Below are 14,865 nucleotides of genomic sequence, written 5' to 3'. Positions count from 1 at the left end.
CTTACCAAAAGATTAAAATCTCAAATAGATGAAAATGTATATGGCTGGGCATACAATGTAACAGACCATGCCTATATAGACGATTACCAATCAAGAATTTTTATCCTAGCAAACGACTCCACTAAGGCTGGCTTTGCTGAAAATATAAATTAAAAAACTGCCTTAAAGGCAGTTCAGTCTGTTGACAAACTAAAATTTTTTCCATTTAGAGCAGATAAATAACCGTCGGTTTCGGTTGTTTATCCCGATTTATCGTACGTAGTGAGTCGAGAAATCTCATGAGATCTCTCCATGCGTTCGTTTCACTCACTTAGTCGAGATGGTACGTAGCTTAATTTTTATTTATAATAAAATATTAGCTAAAACTATAATTTGTCTACGCTCTGAAACTGCCCTAATAGGCAGTTTTTTCTTATATTCTTCCTAGCATTTTTAAAATAATTTGGGCTATAATTGCAGATCCAAGATAGGTTCCTAGTATTACAAATATTGCCAAAATAATAATTTTTGGTCCAGTTTTTTTCAAATTATCTAGATTTTCCCCAGTATAAATTCCTGCATAGGCAAGAATTGGTGTACAAAGTGTAGTAAAATCTACATTTCCTGTGTGGTAGGAAATAAATTCAGAAAATGGAAAGACCGGAATTGTAACTATAGTTGCAAGAGTTACAATGTAGGCTACTGCTGGAATTTTTCCAGGCATTATTTCAGAAATCCCTATTCCTGCAATTGAAATTAAGGCTAAAATTAAAACTCCAGGTATTCCTTTTAGTGGGCTTATGCCAGGGCCTATCCAGTTTGCTATTACAGAAATTGCAGCTGTTATTGCTAGTACATAAATTTTTTCTTTAAATTTCATAGCTAACTCCTTTTTTTCATCATCTTGCTATAAATTTTTTCTGCAAGGGGTATTGCTAAAAATACTGACATGTAAACCCCATCAAGTCCTGACAAAAGATTACTTGCAGCTCCAAAAGCTGTAATTTCATTTGCCATATTCGGATATAATTCTACCAAAGATCCAACTGAGGCTGTCATCATTGATGCTGATCCAACTCCTGATGCCATAGCAAGAGAAAGTGGATGAAGTGGAGTTGATGTTGCAAGAAGAGATGCAATTATTCCCATAAAAATTGTTCCAAAAACTGTTCCAACTATATAAACTCCCAAAACTCCTTCGCCTTCTGGGCTATCAAGTCCATATTTTTCTGCAATCAAGGCTACGTTTGGCTCTCTAGAAATTGAGTGAGCCCCACCAATAACTTCTCTTTTAAGTCCTAAGAAAATTCCAAAAGGAATTCCAAGAAAAACTGTTCCTAAATTTCCAAATTCTTGTAAAATTAAGGCTGGTGATGATTTTATAACTGTATCAATTGTTGGCCCAATAGTTGTCCCGTATTTTGCCATCAAAAGCATTAAAGTTACAGAAATTAACCTGCCTGCTTCCTTCATTTCTTTTTCACCTGAAATTTTTAAAAATTTTGGTGTTGTAAAAATTCCAATTATTAAGGCAAATAACATTGGAAGCAAAACTATAGTTCCTATTCCAATATCAAAAGTATGTTTTCCAATAAGCTCTGAAACTAAAACTACTCCCAAAGCTATAATATGAAGTTTATATTTTTTCATTTTGAACCTTCTTTCAAATATCTATAAGCTACTTCTGCCATAAGGCCTGATCCAATATAAAATGCACTCTCATCTACGTCAAATTTTGAATTGTGGTGGGGATAAACTTTTCCATCCTTATTAGCCTTTAAATTATTTAAAGATAAGAATGTTCCACTTGCTTCTTTTTCAAAAAAAGCAAAATCTTCTCCACCCATGGTAGGTTTTGAAATTTCTATTACCTTATCATCTCCCAAAATTTCTTGGGCTATATTTTTTACATAGGCTGTAAATTCTTTGTCGTTAATAACTGCTGGATAATATCTTTTATAATCAAGCTCAGCTTCACACCTAAAGGCCTTGGCAATATTTTCAGAAATTTCCTTCATTCTTTTTTCAACAAAATCTCTCACATCTTCATCAAGAGTCCTAACAGTTCCTTCTTCCCAAACCTCATCTGGAATAATATTTTGACAAGTCCCTCCATGAATTTGGCAAATAGAAATTAAGGCAGATTCTGTTGGATCAAGTTCTCTAGAAATTATTTTTTGTAAGGCAAGGTTAATTTCACTTATTGTAACGATTGGGTCTATAAAATTTTCAGGCCTTGCCCCATGTCCTCCATGACCCTTAACTTTTAAGATAAAAGCATCCATAGAAGCCATCATGGCATCTTCTTTATAACCAACAGTTCCTGTTGGCAGATGACCAAAAATTCCACCTTCGTGAAGGCCAATAACCCTATCAACTTTTGGATTTTCCATACAGCCCTCATCAATCATAGGTTTTGCTCCGCCTGGAATTTCTTCTCCTGGTTGGAAAAATATTTTTACCAAGCCATCAAGATCTTTTTCATTTTCTTTTAAAATTCTACAAGCTCCAAGAGCCATTGCCGTGTGACCATCGTGGCCGCAAGCATGCATCTTTCCTTCATGAGTTGAACAAAAAGAAAGAGAAGTTTCTTCCTTAATAGGAAGAGCGTCCATGTCAGCTCTTATAGCTATACATTTTCCCTTATAATCACCAATTTCTGCAACTATGGCATTTCCATTAACAAGTTTTTTGTAGGAAATATCTAATTTTTTTAGCTCATTTTCTACATAAGCTACTGTTTTTGGAAGAGATAATTGCAATTCTGGAATTTTATGTAATTGTCTTCTGTCATTAATAATTACATCTTCAATTTCTTTAGCTCTTTTTAAACAATTCATTTTATCACCACCTTAAAGTATTATATTAATATTTTATAATATTATAAGTTTAAAAGCAAAAATATTATTTTCCTTGTTTTTATTTATAATATAGATAAAATAAAGATAAGAATATGAAAAAAAGGAGAGCTTATGAAAAAGAAATTAACACTTATTTTTGCCATGAGTCTATTGCTTACATCTTGTGGTGGATCAATGGTAAAGGTTAACCAAGGTGAGATTGCCAAAAATAAAGCTGAATTAGAAGCAAAAAATCAAAAAAGAGAAATTGAAGGCTTAGAAGAAGATAAGTCAGATGAAAAAAAATCCAAAAAAGATAAAAATAAGAAAAAAATAAAATTAGAAGAAGACAATAAAAAAGATAAAAAAACCAAAAAGATAAAAAAGAGAAGGATTCTGACAAAAAGCTTGTAAAAAACAATAATAAAAATAAAAAAGACTCTGAACCTACTAGAAACAATAATACAAATACCAAAAGAAACAATGATACCAACAATAACAAGGGGGTAAATAATAATAGCCCTAGAGAAAATAAAGAAGAAGAAGAAAATAATAGCCAAAACCAAAATACTCAAAATAAATCCTATGTATCATTTAAAAATCCTGACACATCAAATAATTCCGGAAATTATCCTGAAGTGTTAAGAGATTTGAACGGAAAAAAATTCGTCTTCTCATCAGGAGCTGGTGGCTGGCAAACAGTTTTGAATTTTTCACAAGATGGTAATTTTACAGCCAAATTTGAAGATTATGACTTGGATTCTGTAGCTATTTGTGAATTTAATGGAAAATTATCTATAGATTCAAAGGTAAATGAAACTGCCTATATTTTAAGGCTTGATAGGGCTGAAATAACTACTCCTATAAATACCCAAGAGGTTAAAAATATTGGTGGAAAAGATATGACAGTAAGGTATGTTGACCTTCCTTATGGATTTGCAGTAAATAATGACACTGACCACTCCTTCCAAGGAATGTTCTCCCTGTATCTTCCATTAAGAAAAAGATCAGATATGAGTGCTGAAGTAAATCACTGGCTTGATATAACAGGAGAAAAAAACGTAGAAAAAGATATAAGTAGGATTTATTTGCTTGTAAATAACAAAACTATAGATACTTTTAGAGAAAAAGTAGAATAATGAAGGCTTATTACAAAAAGAAAATTTTATTTTTGAAATAGGCTATGACAGAAAAATAAAGTCCATAAAAATTGTAGAAAAAGAAAAATAGGGGCAAAATCTCCCCTATCCGACCTTGCCTTTAAAGAAATCTCCAAATTTCTTGATGGAAAATTAGAAAAATTTTCCTTTGAAATTGACCCCAAAGGCACAGATTTTCAAAAAAAAGTATGGAAGGAAATAGAAAAAATCCCCTACGGAAAAACTTTAACCTACAAGGAAATTGGTGAGAAATTAAATTCAAAAGCCTACCAAGCTATAGGCACAGCTTGTGGGAAAAACCCAATTTTATTTAGGATCCCCTGCCACAGGGTCGTCGGGAAAAATAATCTGGGAGGATTTTTCTATGGACTTGATTTGAAGAAAAATTTATTAAAAATGGAAAAATCTTGCAAAATTTGATTTTTGCAAGATTTTTTATTTTTAATTTAGATCGATCCAATTGTTGCAAAATTAATCATATAAGCCCCTATTTTTTACCCTAATATAAAAAATAATTATAGAAATAAAATAACAAAAAATAAATAAATACTTTAAAGAATATTTTGTAAATACCATTCCTATTAGTAAATCAATTAAAATTGATGGAATCATTGATTTAAAATAGGTCAATCCAATATATTTATCTCCAATCAATGGCCTTGGATATTCTGTAAATATAGGCTTATTATAAAATAACAAAACTATATTCTCACTTGCCAATGTAGCAAGAATTAAAATCAAAATATCAAAAAAATCTTTAATATTTACAATTTTATATTTTAACAAAAAACTAAGCAGGAAAACCAAACTTACTAGCATACTTGTAAGAAAAATTACAAATAAATTTTTACTTAAAATATATGATAGAATATTTTTTTTATTAAGCTTTTTCTTGTCTTCAAAATAAATTTCGTCCGTAAGACAAGCCTCTCTAAAAATAAGAGAAGTCAAAAGTGAAATTGAAAAATAAAATAAAAATATTAATCCTTCTGCCTCTATCAATAATTTCAACAATAGATATGCCAATGCAGAAATTGTAAGAATAATAAATATTAATTTTTCATCAAAAAATCTTTTGAATGTATCTTTAAAAAACATATATCCTCCCAATAAATTTCTACCCAAGTATTGGGTAAATAAATATTAGGAGGATTTATGAAATATTTTTTACTAATAGGCTTAATAGTATGGATTATCTTTATCAAATCTATTCAAAATAGAATAATTATTAGGACCTTGTTTTTGCCAATATATTATTTTATTTGCCTTGGGCTTTTTTTGATTTTATTTTTGATAATTTACAAATACTCTTTTACTTTTCTAGATTTTTCCATAATTTTCTTGATAAGCTTCGGATTTTTCTTATCCTTAAAAAGTCAGGGACTTACAAAAAATTCTATTATTATTTTTGAAAAAATCCCTAATTTCCCTAAATCTATAAAATTTAGCGACATAAAAAATATAGAAATAATAAAAAATTCAAAATATCCAAAGTGTAGAATTTGGTCTTATGGAACTTTTTATGATATTTATTTTGAAAATTATAAAACTATAGATAATTTCATAAAAATTTTATTTGAAGATGACAATAAATCCTGCTAATACACTAACTTTTCAATATTTTCCAAACAAAACTCTAAAATCTAATATTTAAAACTACAATTAGCCTTGTTTAAATTCAGCTTAAATTTAGAAATAAATCCAACTATGCAAAATATTTTTTACCTTTCAAGACAAAAAGTTTTTTAAAAAATCAATGTTTTAAGAAGTTTTTGTCTTTATTTTCAAAAATCCCATTAAAATTTTAAAATATTCTATTAAATAAGATATTTTTTTAAAATTTCTACAAACTCTAAATTTTTATATCTTAAATCTTATTAAATACCATATTTTTTCAAATTTTTCTAAGGAAAAGTTTATAATTTATCTTTAAAACTTTACATCCTTATCTTATAAAGCAAATATTTTTATATTCCAGACTGTTGACAAACTAATTTTTTCCCTTTTCGAGCGAACATAGTGAGTCGAGAAATCTCATGAGATCTCTCCGTGCGTTCGTTTCACTCACACTAAAACATATTTGCTACGCAAACTTTTTCATGCTTTCGCACTTAGTTTTAGGGATAAATATGCCAAATCAAGGCATATTTATCTAGTCGAGATGGGTTGTAATGTAATTTTATTTTTAACCTATGTTTTAAAATATATTTTTTTAATTATCTTCTTAAGGATAACATTTTCAAAAACTTTAGACGATAATGCAAATCATTCTTGACATTTGTTATTTTTATTGCTATTATTTAGTTGTCGATAGTTAATTAACTAAAAATACAAATTTATAAATTTAATAATAAGGAGAATAAAATGAAAAATAAAAAATCACTTAGTTTAATTGCCCTTTTATCTTTGGGCCTTGTTATGACAGCTTGTGGGAAAGATCAAAAAAATGATGAACCTTCTAGTTCAAATGTTTCTCAAGAAATGAAAAAAGACGATGCTTCTAATAAGAGCAATGCTTCTTCAGATGATAAAAGCAATGCTACTTCAGATGATAATAAAGAAAAATCTAGTGAAGTAAGTCTTGCTGATTGGGAAGGTGAATGGAATGATATGGGCGGATATCTTGAAAAAGATGAAGTTCAAAATGCTTTTAAAACTTTAGCTGAAAAAGAAAAAGTTGATGAAAAAGAAGCTAAGGAAAATTATTTAAAGAAAAGAAAATGTGATTTTGGTGGTCTTGAAATAAAAGATAACAAAATCAAATTCTTAAAAGATTTCCCAGATAAAAAAGGTGAAGTTATAAGCGAAAGCGAATATAAATATGTTGAAAAACAAGAAGTAGAACACGGCGGCCATAAATTAGAATGGGATATTTTTGAAGCTGTAAATGATGATGCACCTTATAAATATATTCTTATGATGCCAATTCACGGAGAAGAAAGTCTAACACATTTCCACATGAGATATGGCGATGACAAGGATAAATTATTAAAAGAAGAAGGATGGTTCCCTACTTTTGTAAAACCAAACACAACTGATGCACAAATAATTGATGAAATTACTGAATAGATTATATGGGTTGAAATTTTTCAACCCTCTTTCTAAGGAGGAAGAATGAAAAAAAGATATTTAAGTATTTTTGTTTTCTTGCTTTTTCTTTTTAGCTCTTGTGCAAACAAGAATGAAAAATCTTCCGATAAACCTTTGGTTTATACATCTTTTTATCCTGTTTACGAAATGACAAAAATGATTGGTGATGACACAATAGATGTAAAATCTTTTATGCCCCTTGATAAGCAACCTCACCTTTGGGAGCCAAGTCCTAAAGATATGAAAAAACTAGCAAAGTGCGATCTTTTGGTTGTAAATGGTGCCAATATGGAACCTTGGCTTGATAAGGTTAAGGAAAATTTACCAAACCTTGATATTTTAAAATTATCTGATTCTGTTGACCTTATTACTTATAAGGGAGCAGCAGCTATCGGTGATTTTCAATATATGTCCAAGGTAAATTTAAAAAAAGGGAAAAATAAATTTGATTTTGGCCACACTCATGAAGATATGATGAGGGTTGCCTTTATAAAAGATGATGGTAGTCGTGGAGAAAATTTGGTAAAAAAATGTAAAGATATAATGAGCCAAAAAGGAGAGTTGATTCATCAAAAAGAAACTTTCGACCTTGAAGAAGGAAAGGTTTATGGACTTGAAATGGGACATGAATCTGGAGAGGTTTTCTTTAATGTTCCAAAAGATGGAGATTATATTTTTATAAGCGACAGGATAAGTGAAGATCTTCTTCCATATAATTTGGTTGGAAGCGATGGTAAATTTTTAAAAGATGAAAAAAAGGAAGAGCCTTTGATGGAGGGTTCATCTTCCGGATTTGATAAAATAACTTATGATCCCCACTCATGGTTATCCATTACCAATGCAAAAAAATATTTAAATGCTATCAATGAAAAATTAACCGAGAAATATCCGAAAAATGAAAGAGTTTATAGGAAAAATAAATTAAAGTATGTTGATAAACTTACTGATATTGATGCAAAATATAAGGAAAAATTTTCAAAAATCGATAAAAATAATAGAAATTTTTTAGTAATTCATTATGCCTATGCTTATATAGCAAGAGATTTTGATTTGTTTCAATATCCATTACAAGGATTGACAAGTTTAGAAAATCCTAGCCTTAAAACTATAAAAAAAGCCATAGACTTTTCTGAAAGTAAAAATATTTCCACAGTTTTCTATGAATATGGACAAAATCCAAAGCAAGCTAAAGCTTTAGCCGAAGAAATCGGTGGAAAAGTATCCCCTCTTGCCTCTATGGAATATGTGAATAAAGAGCAGGAAAAAAACAAACTTAATTATATTGATCTTATGGAAATGAACCTTGAAAATCTCTACAAATCTATGAGCGAGGAGGAAAATAATGAAAGCAATATCAATTAAAGATTTAAATTTTTCTTATTCACAAATTCCTGTTTTAAAAAATTGTAACTTAAATGTTGATGTTGGTGAGTTTACAGTTATTCTTGGCGGAAATGGGTCAGGTAAATCGACTTTAATAAAGCTTATGCTTGGAGAGTTAAAAAAGAATAGTGGAGAAATTAAAATTCTTGGAAAAAATATTGAAGATTATGTTTCTTTCAAAGATATTGGTTATGTTCCACAAATAAATATAGTAAATAAAATTGCCTTTCCTATAACTTGCCTTGAGCTAGTTTCATTAAATCTTTATGAGGAATTTGGTTTTATAAAAATTCCCAAGAAAAATCATTACCAAAAAGCAAAAGATATATTAAAAAAAATGGGCATGGAATCTTATATCAACACTCCTGTAAATGAATTGTCGGGAGGTCTTGCTCAAAGAGCAATGATTTCAAAAGCTATGATAAATGATCCAAAAATTTTGATTCTTGATGAACCAACAGCGGGAGTTGACAAGTATTCTAAGGACCATTTTTTTGAAACAATAGATTTTCTTTCAAAAAAATTTAATGTAACTATAATTATGGTTACTCATGAATTAAAAGAGATGGAATCTTTGAGTATTGATTTTACAAAGTATGAAATGGTAGAAGGGAGTTTGAAAAAATGCTAGAATTTGCTTTTATGAGAAAGGCTCTTATTTTGGGATTTTTACTTTCTATTATGATTCCTATAATAGGAATTGTAATGGTAAATAGAAAAACTTCCATGATAGGTGATGCCCTATCTCACACAGCTCTTGCTGGAGTTGGGATGGGCCTAATATTAGGTTTTGATCCACTTTTAGGATCTTCAATCGTATGTGTTGTCGCTGCTTTTTTGATAGAATTTATCAGAAAAAAACTTCCCCAATATGGAGATATGGCAACAGCCGTTATTATGAGTACAGGACTTGGAATTGCAGCTATTCTTTCAGATTTTGCTCCCGGGGGAAATTCTTTTGAATCTTACCTTTTCGGATCAATTTCATCAGTTACAGATAGAGATATAGTAAACACAAGTATTGCCTTTATTTTGGTTTTAATATTATCAATTTCAAGATACTCATCTCTTTTAGCTATAGCAATAGATCCAAATACAGCTAGGCTTGCTGGAGTAAAAGTAAAAAGCTTAGACGCATCTTTTACTCTCCTTGCAGCCATAACTATAGCCTTGTCTGTAAAAATAATTGGAGCTTTAATGGTTACAAGCTTAATAGTTTTACCAGTAGCAACAGCCTTAATTATTGCTAAAAGTTATAAACAAACATTTTTTATAACAATTACACTCGGCGTAGTCTATATGATGCTTGGTATTATTCTAAGCTATCAATTCGATATAAAGCCAGGTGGAGCAATTGTTGTAAATTCAATAATAGGAATGTTATTCTTTGTTTTATATAAAAAGTTAAGAAAAAATAAAGTATAAAAGTTGGGCCTTACAAAATATAATATTTTGTAAGGCCCATTTTAAATTTAAAAAATTCACCCAGCTTAGTTTTGCTTTCATAAATTTGATAAAGTAAATATTTTAATTATAGATTAAAATATATAGTATTGATTAATAAGTAGTGTTTTGATAAAATTATAATAAATTATGAAGAAAATTTGTTTATGAAAGGAAGTAATATGAAAAAAACACTTACAAAAATTTTATTTGCTGTTTTGGGACTGTGTGTTCTTGGAGCAATCGCTTTTTTTGCCTTTGGTCAAAAGGGTGGAAAAAGTATTTTGAAAAAATCTGATGGAAAAATTGATACTTCAAAAGCTGATATTAAGGTTGAAATTAGTGGTTTTGATGGTTATGGTAAGGCAAAACTTTCTAAAAATGAAATTGAGAATTTGGATATAGAATCTTTTAATGATGATTATTCAACAGATGATATCCTAGATAGCATTGATATAGACCTTAAGGCCAACAAATTAGAAAATCTTTCTAATGGTGATGAGATTGAAATTACTATTAATTTCAAAAATACTTCTGATCTTGATATTGATATTACAAATAAAAAAGTTGTCAAAAAAATTAAGGTTAAGGGACTTGAAAAAATTATAAATTCTTTGGATGATTTGGACGATGATACCCTTGACAGGATGAATAAGGATGCTAGAAAAAAACTTGGAAAAGATTTTTATGATCGAAACAAGGGCTCTGATGATGATAAGTATCATACAGGCGATAAGATGAATTATGAATTTAATCAACTTGCAATCCTAGAAAAACCTCTAACAAAAGAGGAAATCATTGAAAAAAGCAAGTTTGATAATCAAAAATCTTATGCTATTGCCATGGTTTATGAAATTAAATTCCAAGAAGTTAAAGATTATAAATACGATGATGATACTAACAAAAAAGTAATAACTAAAAAAGAAGATAAGGTAAAATATGCAGTATTTACTTTTGAAAATATCCAAAAAAATAATGGTGGAATTATCTATTCTACAAACAGACCTTACCTAGTTGATAGCGAGGAAAAGGCCCTAAACCAAATAAAATACGATGGTTATGAATTAATCGATAATGATGAAAATAAAAAAACTGACCTAAGTAATCAGTCAAACAATGAAAAAGAAGAAAATAATAAGAAAGACGATAATAAGTAAGGAAAAATTATGGTTAAAAAACTTCTTATCCTAGCACTTTTTTTGCCAATTCTTGTATCTTGCAAGGACAATAAAAGAATTATAGAAAGTAATTCTAGTGAAATACTTTCAAAAGAGAATAAAAAATCTGACAATAATATTGCAAATGAAGATTCAAATAAAGAAGATTCAAACCTTCCTGAGAAAAATTCTCAAGAAAAAAAGGAAGAAATTGATCCTATCTTTGATATTTTAAATGGAAAAAGATTTGTATATAAACACGTTCATAACAGGTTTTACCAAAGTTTGCAATTTGGAAAAAATGGATTTTTTAATTCAAAATATACCTTTACTCAGACTGATACAAGTGGTGAATTTACAGATTACCAAAGCATTTGCCAAATGCAAGGAAGTTTTATTGTTGAAAATAAAATGGATGATAAAACATATACTTTAAGACTTATAAATCCAAGCATTACTTCTGAGACAGGAAAAAGTGAAATTGTTTCTGATGGTTCTTATAAGCACAATATAGAATATAAGGACCTAAAAGAAGGCCTTGCTATTGATGATAGTCAAGGTGTTTTCCAAGACCTCTACACTCTCTACCTTCCAGGAAAAAATGTGGATGAAATTAAAGATGAGGTAAAACAAAACTTAGCATTGCTTTATATAAATTTTGAAGGAGAAAATACTTATTATTTGCTAGTAAATAATAAGACTAATGCTGTATTTATTGAAGGAATTGAATAATTTTAAAAAAAGTGTCTTAAAATAATTTTTCATTTTAAGACACTTTTACTATAAGTTTTATATTAAATTTATAAACTAATCAATAATATCTTCAAGAATTTCTCCGCTCAATTTTTTGGGATTCCAAGCAATTAAAGCAAGATTTTTATTGGTGTGTTCGTCTAAATAATTAATCCACTTAACTTCTTCATTTGCTTTTGATTTTAGGATTTTGTTGCTTGTATTTGAAGCATACAATGAGGAATTTATAAGCCACCATTTATTAAATATCCCTGCTCTTTTTAAGTCTTCTTCAAGTCTTAAAGCCTCATAAACTGGAGTTGGTTCTGCAAGAGTCACAATAATAACTTCTGTTTCCTTTTCATTTTTAAGTCTTGGTAAAAGTTTTTTCGTTGCTTCTGGAATATCTCCATTAGAACGCATTATTTCTTGATTATAACTTTGGGTAGATTCTAATAATAAAAGAGTGTGTCCGGTTGGAGCTGTATCAATTACAACTATTTCTTCTTCACTTTTTTCTACAAGATCTGCAAAAGCTCTAAAAACTGCTATTTCTTGTGTACATGGTGATCTTAAATCTTCCTCTATATAAGATAGGTCATCATCTGACATAGTTTCTTTTGCCTTTTGTAAGACTTCTTTCCTATATTTTTCAAGTTCTAATTTTTCATCAATATGACTTATTGATAAATTTTCATTTTCTTTTATTGTATATTTTAAATGATCTGCTGGATCAGTTGTTGTGAGGTGAACTTTTTTTCCTTTTTTAGAAAGTCCAAGGGCAATGGCTGCAGCCACAGTTGTCTTTCCTACTCCGCCCTTTCCCATTGTGAATATAACTTTCTTATCGTTTTTATACAAATCATCTATAATGTCTTTTAGTTTTTTATCAATTTTAATTTCATCTTCCAAATTATTTTCTGTATAAGAATCTTGATCAAACAAGGCCCTAAGATTTGAAATTCCTGTTATATTATATCCTCTTAAAGCTATAAGATATTTTTGTAATTTTTTTAAATTTTCTGGCATTTTTTCTAGGGATTCTTTTTGTTTTTCATAATATGCCTTTGATATTTGATCATCATATATAGTTAATAGGCCATTTACTAATAATATTTGATTTTTAATGCCAATATCTTTTAATTCTTTTGAGGCCCTATCTGCTTCTTTTAAGGGACCATCTTCTGGTCTTGTTACAAGAATTAAACTTGTCTTATCATTATCAGATAAAGTTTCTACAGCCTTCTTATACATTCCTTTTTGGCTTTCAAGGCCTGACAATTGACCTAGGCAAGATGTTCCTTGTGTATTTTCTTCAATAAAATTATCCCAAGCTTGTGGAAGTTGTAACATTCTTAAAGTGTGGCCTGTTGGAGCTGTATCAAAAACAATATAATCGTATTTTTCTTTTGTTTCTTTATCAGTAATATATTTTGCAAATTCATTAAAAGCTGCAATTTCTACAGTACATGATCCAGATAATTCCTCTTCCATCTTATTTATTACACTATCTGGGAGTTTTCCAATATAAGGAGATACTACGCTTTTCTTATATTCATCTGCTGCCTTAATTGGATCTAAATTTGCAACAAATAAGCCTTCTACTTCTTCAATTTTTGTAATCTTGTTATTTAATTTTTCTACAAAAATATCTTGAAGGTTTGATGCTGGGTCTGTACTTACTAATAAAACCTTAGATCCCTTATCACATAAATTAACAGCTGTAGCACAAGCAGTTGATGTTTTTCCAACTCCTCCCTTGCCAGTAAAAAATATATATTTTCCTAATTTTATTTTGTCGGGACTAAATTTTTCCATAAAACACCTTTCTAAAAGTTAGCAACAACATCCACTATCAGAAGAACATCCACAAGAACTTTCTTCTTCATTTTTTTCATCAAGTTTTATAGATAAAATTTCTTCAAATTCTTCGTTTGAAGGATAGCCTTCACTTTTTATAATTTCATCATCAACCATTGTAAGAGGAAGTATATCTTCTCCCTTTTGATTTAAAATTTCATTTACTTTTTTATTTTCAACAAATTCACCAGGGGCACTATTAAGATTAAATCTTTTTATATCTACTCCTTTTTTTTCTAATTTTTCTACTAAGCTTGACATTCTTAAAAGCTCAGGGTCTACGCTTACCCCACAAACTCCTGTTGAACAACACATTGCTGGTTCATATATTCTGATTTTTTTCATAATCTTCTCCTTTTAATTTTTTTGAGGAAATCTTAAAATAAATATAGATATATTTAAATTTATCTATGTATTTGGCCAAAAAAATTACTCCTTACAAATACAATCTGGACTAGATTCAAATATTTGTCCCAATAATTTTTCAAGTTCTTTTAGACTTTCATTATTTACAATATAAAATACATTTTTACCTTCCTTGCGACTTTTTATTATATTTGCATCTTCAAGTTTTTTCATATCACTTGATAAGGTAGGTTGACTTATATCAAATTTTTCTAGTATTTCACAAGCACAAAGCTCTTCGCATGATAACATATCTACTATTTCAAGCCTTTTAGGATCACTAAGAACTTTTAATTTTTTGAAATGTTAACATACTTATCGTCCATTTTTTTATCCATATTTTCCTCCACAAATTTATTTTACCACACATATAGAAGTTTTTCTATATGTTTTTGAAATTATTAAAAAAACTGCTGTAAAATTTTTACAGCAGCCACGCTTTTAACAAAGTATACAAATCCTCATGCTAAGAATATCATACGAAAAAAATTGATTTGATTTCAAATTTAAAAATTCATTAAAAATCGCACTCTAAAAGTTAAAGCAAAAATAATTTTTTCAAACAATTAGCTTCAATTAAATTTTAGTTCTTCGTTTTATTCCGAGGGATAAATATTAAAATCGTGCCACTGGCACAATTTTAAGCTATTTATCTGTCCTCGCTTTAGCGAGTTTGCGATTTTAGAATTTTGAAATTTAGAAATCAACAATTTTTGTAGTTAGATATCCGTGCTTGAGGGTTTGTCTACACTCTGACTACGTAAAATCTTACAGTAGTTTTTTATATTTTTTAAGAAACAGGTATTTCTTCTTTTA

At 29.0% G+C, this 14,865-nt stretch carries 17 protein-coding genes; 10 read left to right on the top strand and 7 right to left on the bottom strand.

Features of this window, described 5'->3' with window-relative positions:
- Positions 1-412: 412 nt before the first annotated feature.
- From ANHYDRO_RS05910 to ANHYDRO_RS05900, 3 genes are read right to left on the bottom strand one after another with little or no spacing between them, the layout of a single operon-like run.
- Complete coding sequence (locus tag ANHYDRO_RS05910; RefSeq protein ID WP_004814490.1) at positions 413-859, bottom strand: hypothetical protein; 447 nt, start codon at positions 857-859, stop codon at positions 413-415.
- Positions 860-861: 2 nt separating this feature from the next.
- Entirely contained in the window at positions 862-1,629 is a 768-nt protein-coding gene (locus tag ANHYDRO_RS05905; RefSeq protein WP_004814488.1) for a DUF3100 domain-containing protein, read from the bottom strand.
- Complete coding sequence (locus ANHYDRO_RS05900) at positions 1,626-2,819, bottom strand: M20 metallopeptidase family protein (RefSeq protein ID WP_004814486.1); 1,194 nt, start codon at positions 2,817-2,819, stop codon at positions 1,626-1,628. Before ANHYDRO_RS05900 ends, ANHYDRO_RS05905 begins: the two co-directional genes overlap by 4 nt.
- A gap of 132 nt (positions 2,820-2,951) precedes the next feature.
- Between ANHYDRO_RS05900 and ANHYDRO_RS10690 the strand changes: the two genes are divergently transcribed.
- The 3 genes from ANHYDRO_RS10690 to ANHYDRO_RS11345 all read left to right on the top strand — a co-directional run bounded on the left by ANHYDRO_RS10690 (position 2,952) and on the right by ANHYDRO_RS11345 (position 4,399).
- Positions 2,952-3,233, top strand: a complete 282-nt coding sequence (locus tag ANHYDRO_RS10690) for a hypothetical protein (protein ID WP_004814484.1) — start codon at positions 2,952-2,954, stop codon at positions 3,231-3,233.
- 224 nt (positions 3,234-3,457) lie between these two features.
- Positions 3,458-3,958: a hypothetical protein gene (locus ANHYDRO_RS10685; protein ID WP_004814481.1), complete on the top strand. Its 501-nt coding sequence runs from the start codon at positions 3,458-3,460 to the stop codon at positions 3,956-3,958.
- Positions 3,959-4,045: 87 nt separating this feature from the next.
- A complete protein-coding gene (locus tag ANHYDRO_RS11345) occupies positions 4,046-4,399 on the top strand; it encodes a methylated-DNA--[protein]-cysteine S-methyltransferase (RefSeq protein ID WP_316244735.1) in 354 nt (117 codons plus the stop codon).
- Between the two features lie 51 nt (positions 4,400-4,450).
- Here the strand turns inward: ANHYDRO_RS11345 and ANHYDRO_RS05890 are convergent, their stop codons facing one another.
- Positions 4,451-5,077, bottom strand: a complete 627-nt coding sequence (locus ANHYDRO_RS05890) for a hypothetical protein (RefSeq protein ID WP_004814474.1) — start codon at positions 5,075-5,077, stop codon at positions 4,451-4,453.
- Positions 5,078-5,134: 57 nt separating this feature from the next.
- Between ANHYDRO_RS05890 and ANHYDRO_RS05885 the strand changes: the two genes are divergently transcribed.
- From ANHYDRO_RS05885 to ANHYDRO_RS05855, 7 genes are all read left to right on the top strand, one after another.
- Positions 5,135-5,581, top strand: coding sequence for a hypothetical protein (locus ANHYDRO_RS05885; protein ID WP_004814471.1), 447 nt, complete (start codon positions 5,135-5,137; stop codon positions 5,579-5,581).
- A 762-nt stretch (positions 5,582-6,343) separates the two neighbouring features.
- The gene (locus ANHYDRO_RS05880; protein ID WP_004814470.1) at positions 6,344-7,048 is read left to right on the top strand and encodes a ZinT/AdcA family metal-binding protein; all 705 of its coding nucleotides are present in this window, start codon (positions 6,344-6,346) and stop codon (positions 7,046-7,048) included.
- A gap of 45 nt (positions 7,049-7,093) precedes the next feature.
- Entirely contained in the window at positions 7,094-8,431 is a 1,338-nt protein-coding gene (locus ANHYDRO_RS05875) for a metal ABC transporter substrate-binding protein (RefSeq protein ID WP_004814468.1), read from the top strand.
- Complete coding sequence (locus ANHYDRO_RS05870) at positions 8,412-9,083, top strand: metal ABC transporter ATP-binding protein (protein WP_004814466.1); 672 nt, start codon at positions 8,412-8,414, stop codon at positions 9,081-9,083. The genes ANHYDRO_RS05875 and ANHYDRO_RS05870 overlap by 20 nt, the downstream gene beginning before the upstream one ends.
- Positions 9,077-9,877, top strand: a complete 801-nt coding sequence (locus ANHYDRO_RS05865; RefSeq protein WP_004814465.1) for a metal ABC transporter permease — start codon at positions 9,077-9,079, stop codon at positions 9,875-9,877. The genes ANHYDRO_RS05870 and ANHYDRO_RS05865 overlap by 7 nt, the downstream gene beginning before the upstream one ends.
- A gap of 200 nt (positions 9,878-10,077) precedes the next feature.
- Positions 10,078-11,052 carry a hypothetical protein gene (locus ANHYDRO_RS05860; protein WP_244261655.1) on the top strand — a complete coding sequence of 325 codons (975 nt, stop codon included), beginning with the start codon at positions 10,078-10,080 and terminating at the stop codon, positions 11,050-11,052.
- A gap of 9 nt (positions 11,053-11,061) precedes the next feature.
- A complete protein-coding gene (locus ANHYDRO_RS05855; RefSeq protein WP_004814461.1) occupies positions 11,062-11,784 on the top strand; it encodes a hypothetical protein in 723 nt (240 codons plus the stop codon).
- Positions 11,785-11,859: 75 nt separating this feature from the next.
- Here the strand turns inward: ANHYDRO_RS05855 and arsA are convergent, their stop codons facing one another.
- The 3 genes from arsA to ANHYDRO_RS05840 form a co-directional block, all read right to left on the bottom strand.
- Entirely contained in the window at positions 11,860-13,602 is a 1,743-nt protein-coding gene (gene arsA / locus ANHYDRO_RS05850) for an arsenical pump-driving ATPase (RefSeq protein WP_004814460.1), read from the bottom strand.
- Between the two features lie 18 nt (positions 13,603-13,620).
- The gene (arsD, locus tag ANHYDRO_RS05845; protein ID WP_004814458.1) at positions 13,621-13,989 is read right to left on the bottom strand and encodes an arsenite efflux transporter metallochaperone ArsD; all 369 of its coding nucleotides are present in this window, start codon (positions 13,987-13,989) and stop codon (positions 13,621-13,623) included.
- 84 nt (positions 13,990-14,073) lie between these two features.
- Positions 14,074-14,301 (bottom strand): ArsR/SmtB family transcription factor, encoded by a 228-nt coding sequence (locus tag ANHYDRO_RS05840; RefSeq protein ID WP_004814455.1) that lies wholly within the window; start codon positions 14,299-14,301, stop codon positions 14,074-14,076.
- Between the last annotated feature and the right edge of the window lie 564 nt (positions 14,302-14,865).

This window comes from Anaerococcus hydrogenalis DSM 7454 (assembly GCF_000173355.1).
GTDB classification, from domain to species: domain Bacteria; phylum Bacillota; class Clostridia; order Tissierellales; family Peptoniphilaceae; genus Anaerococcus; species Anaerococcus hydrogenalis.
This window is presented reverse-complemented; position numbering and strand designations above follow the sequence as displayed.

Bases quoted from the DNA above. Each gene is read 5' to 3' on its own strand.
- ANHYDRO_RS05910 (WP_004814490.1), bottom strand. From the start codon at position 859: ATGAAATTTAAAGAAAAAATTTATGTACTAGCAATAACAGCTGCAATT.
- ANHYDRO_RS05905 (WP_004814488.1), bottom strand. From the start codon at position 1,629: ATGAAAAAATATAAACTTCATATTATAGCTTTGGGAGTAGTTTTAGTT.
- ANHYDRO_RS05900 (WP_004814486.1), bottom strand. From the start codon at position 2,819: ATGAATTGTTTAAAAAGAGCTAAAGAAATTGAAGATGTAATTATTAAT.
- ANHYDRO_RS10690 (WP_004814484.1), top strand. From the start codon at position 2,952: ATGAAAAAGAAATTAACACTTATTTTTGCCATGAGTCTATTGCTTACA.
- ANHYDRO_RS05890 (WP_004814474.1), bottom strand. From the start codon at position 5,077: ATGTTTTTTAAAGATACATTCAAAAGATTTTTTGATGAAAAATTAATA.
- ANHYDRO_RS05885 (WP_004814471.1), top strand. From the start codon at position 5,135: ATGAAATATTTTTTACTAATAGGCTTAATAGTATGGATTATCTTTATC.
- ANHYDRO_RS05880 (WP_004814470.1), top strand. From the start codon at position 6,344: ATGAAAAATAAAAAATCACTTAGTTTAATTGCCCTTTTATCTTTGGGC.
- ANHYDRO_RS05875 (WP_004814468.1), top strand. From the start codon at position 7,094: ATGAAAAAAAGATATTTAAGTATTTTTGTTTTCTTGCTTTTTCTTTTT.
- ANHYDRO_RS05870 (WP_004814466.1), top strand. From the start codon at position 8,412: ATGAAAGCAATATCAATTAAAGATTTAAATTTTTCTTATTCACAAATT.
- ANHYDRO_RS05865 (WP_004814465.1), top strand. From the start codon at position 9,077: ATGCTAGAATTTGCTTTTATGAGAAAGGCTCTTATTTTGGGATTTTTA.
- ANHYDRO_RS05860 (WP_244261655.1), top strand. From the start codon at position 10,078: ATGAAAAAAACACTTACAAAAATTTTATTTGCTGTTTTGGGACTGTGT.
- ANHYDRO_RS05855 (WP_004814461.1), top strand. From the start codon at position 11,062: ATGGTTAAAAAACTTCTTATCCTAGCACTTTTTTTGCCAATTCTTGTA.
- arsA (WP_004814460.1), bottom strand. From the start codon at position 13,602: ATGGAAAAATTTAGTCCCGACAAAATAAAATTAGGAAAATATATATTT.
- arsD (WP_004814458.1), bottom strand. From the start codon at position 13,989: ATGAAAAAAATCAGAATATATGAACCAGCAATGTGTTGTTCAACAGGA.
- ANHYDRO_RS05840 (WP_004814455.1), bottom strand. From the start codon at position 14,301: ATGTTATCATGCGAAGAGCTTTGTGCTTGTGAAATACTAGAAAAATTT.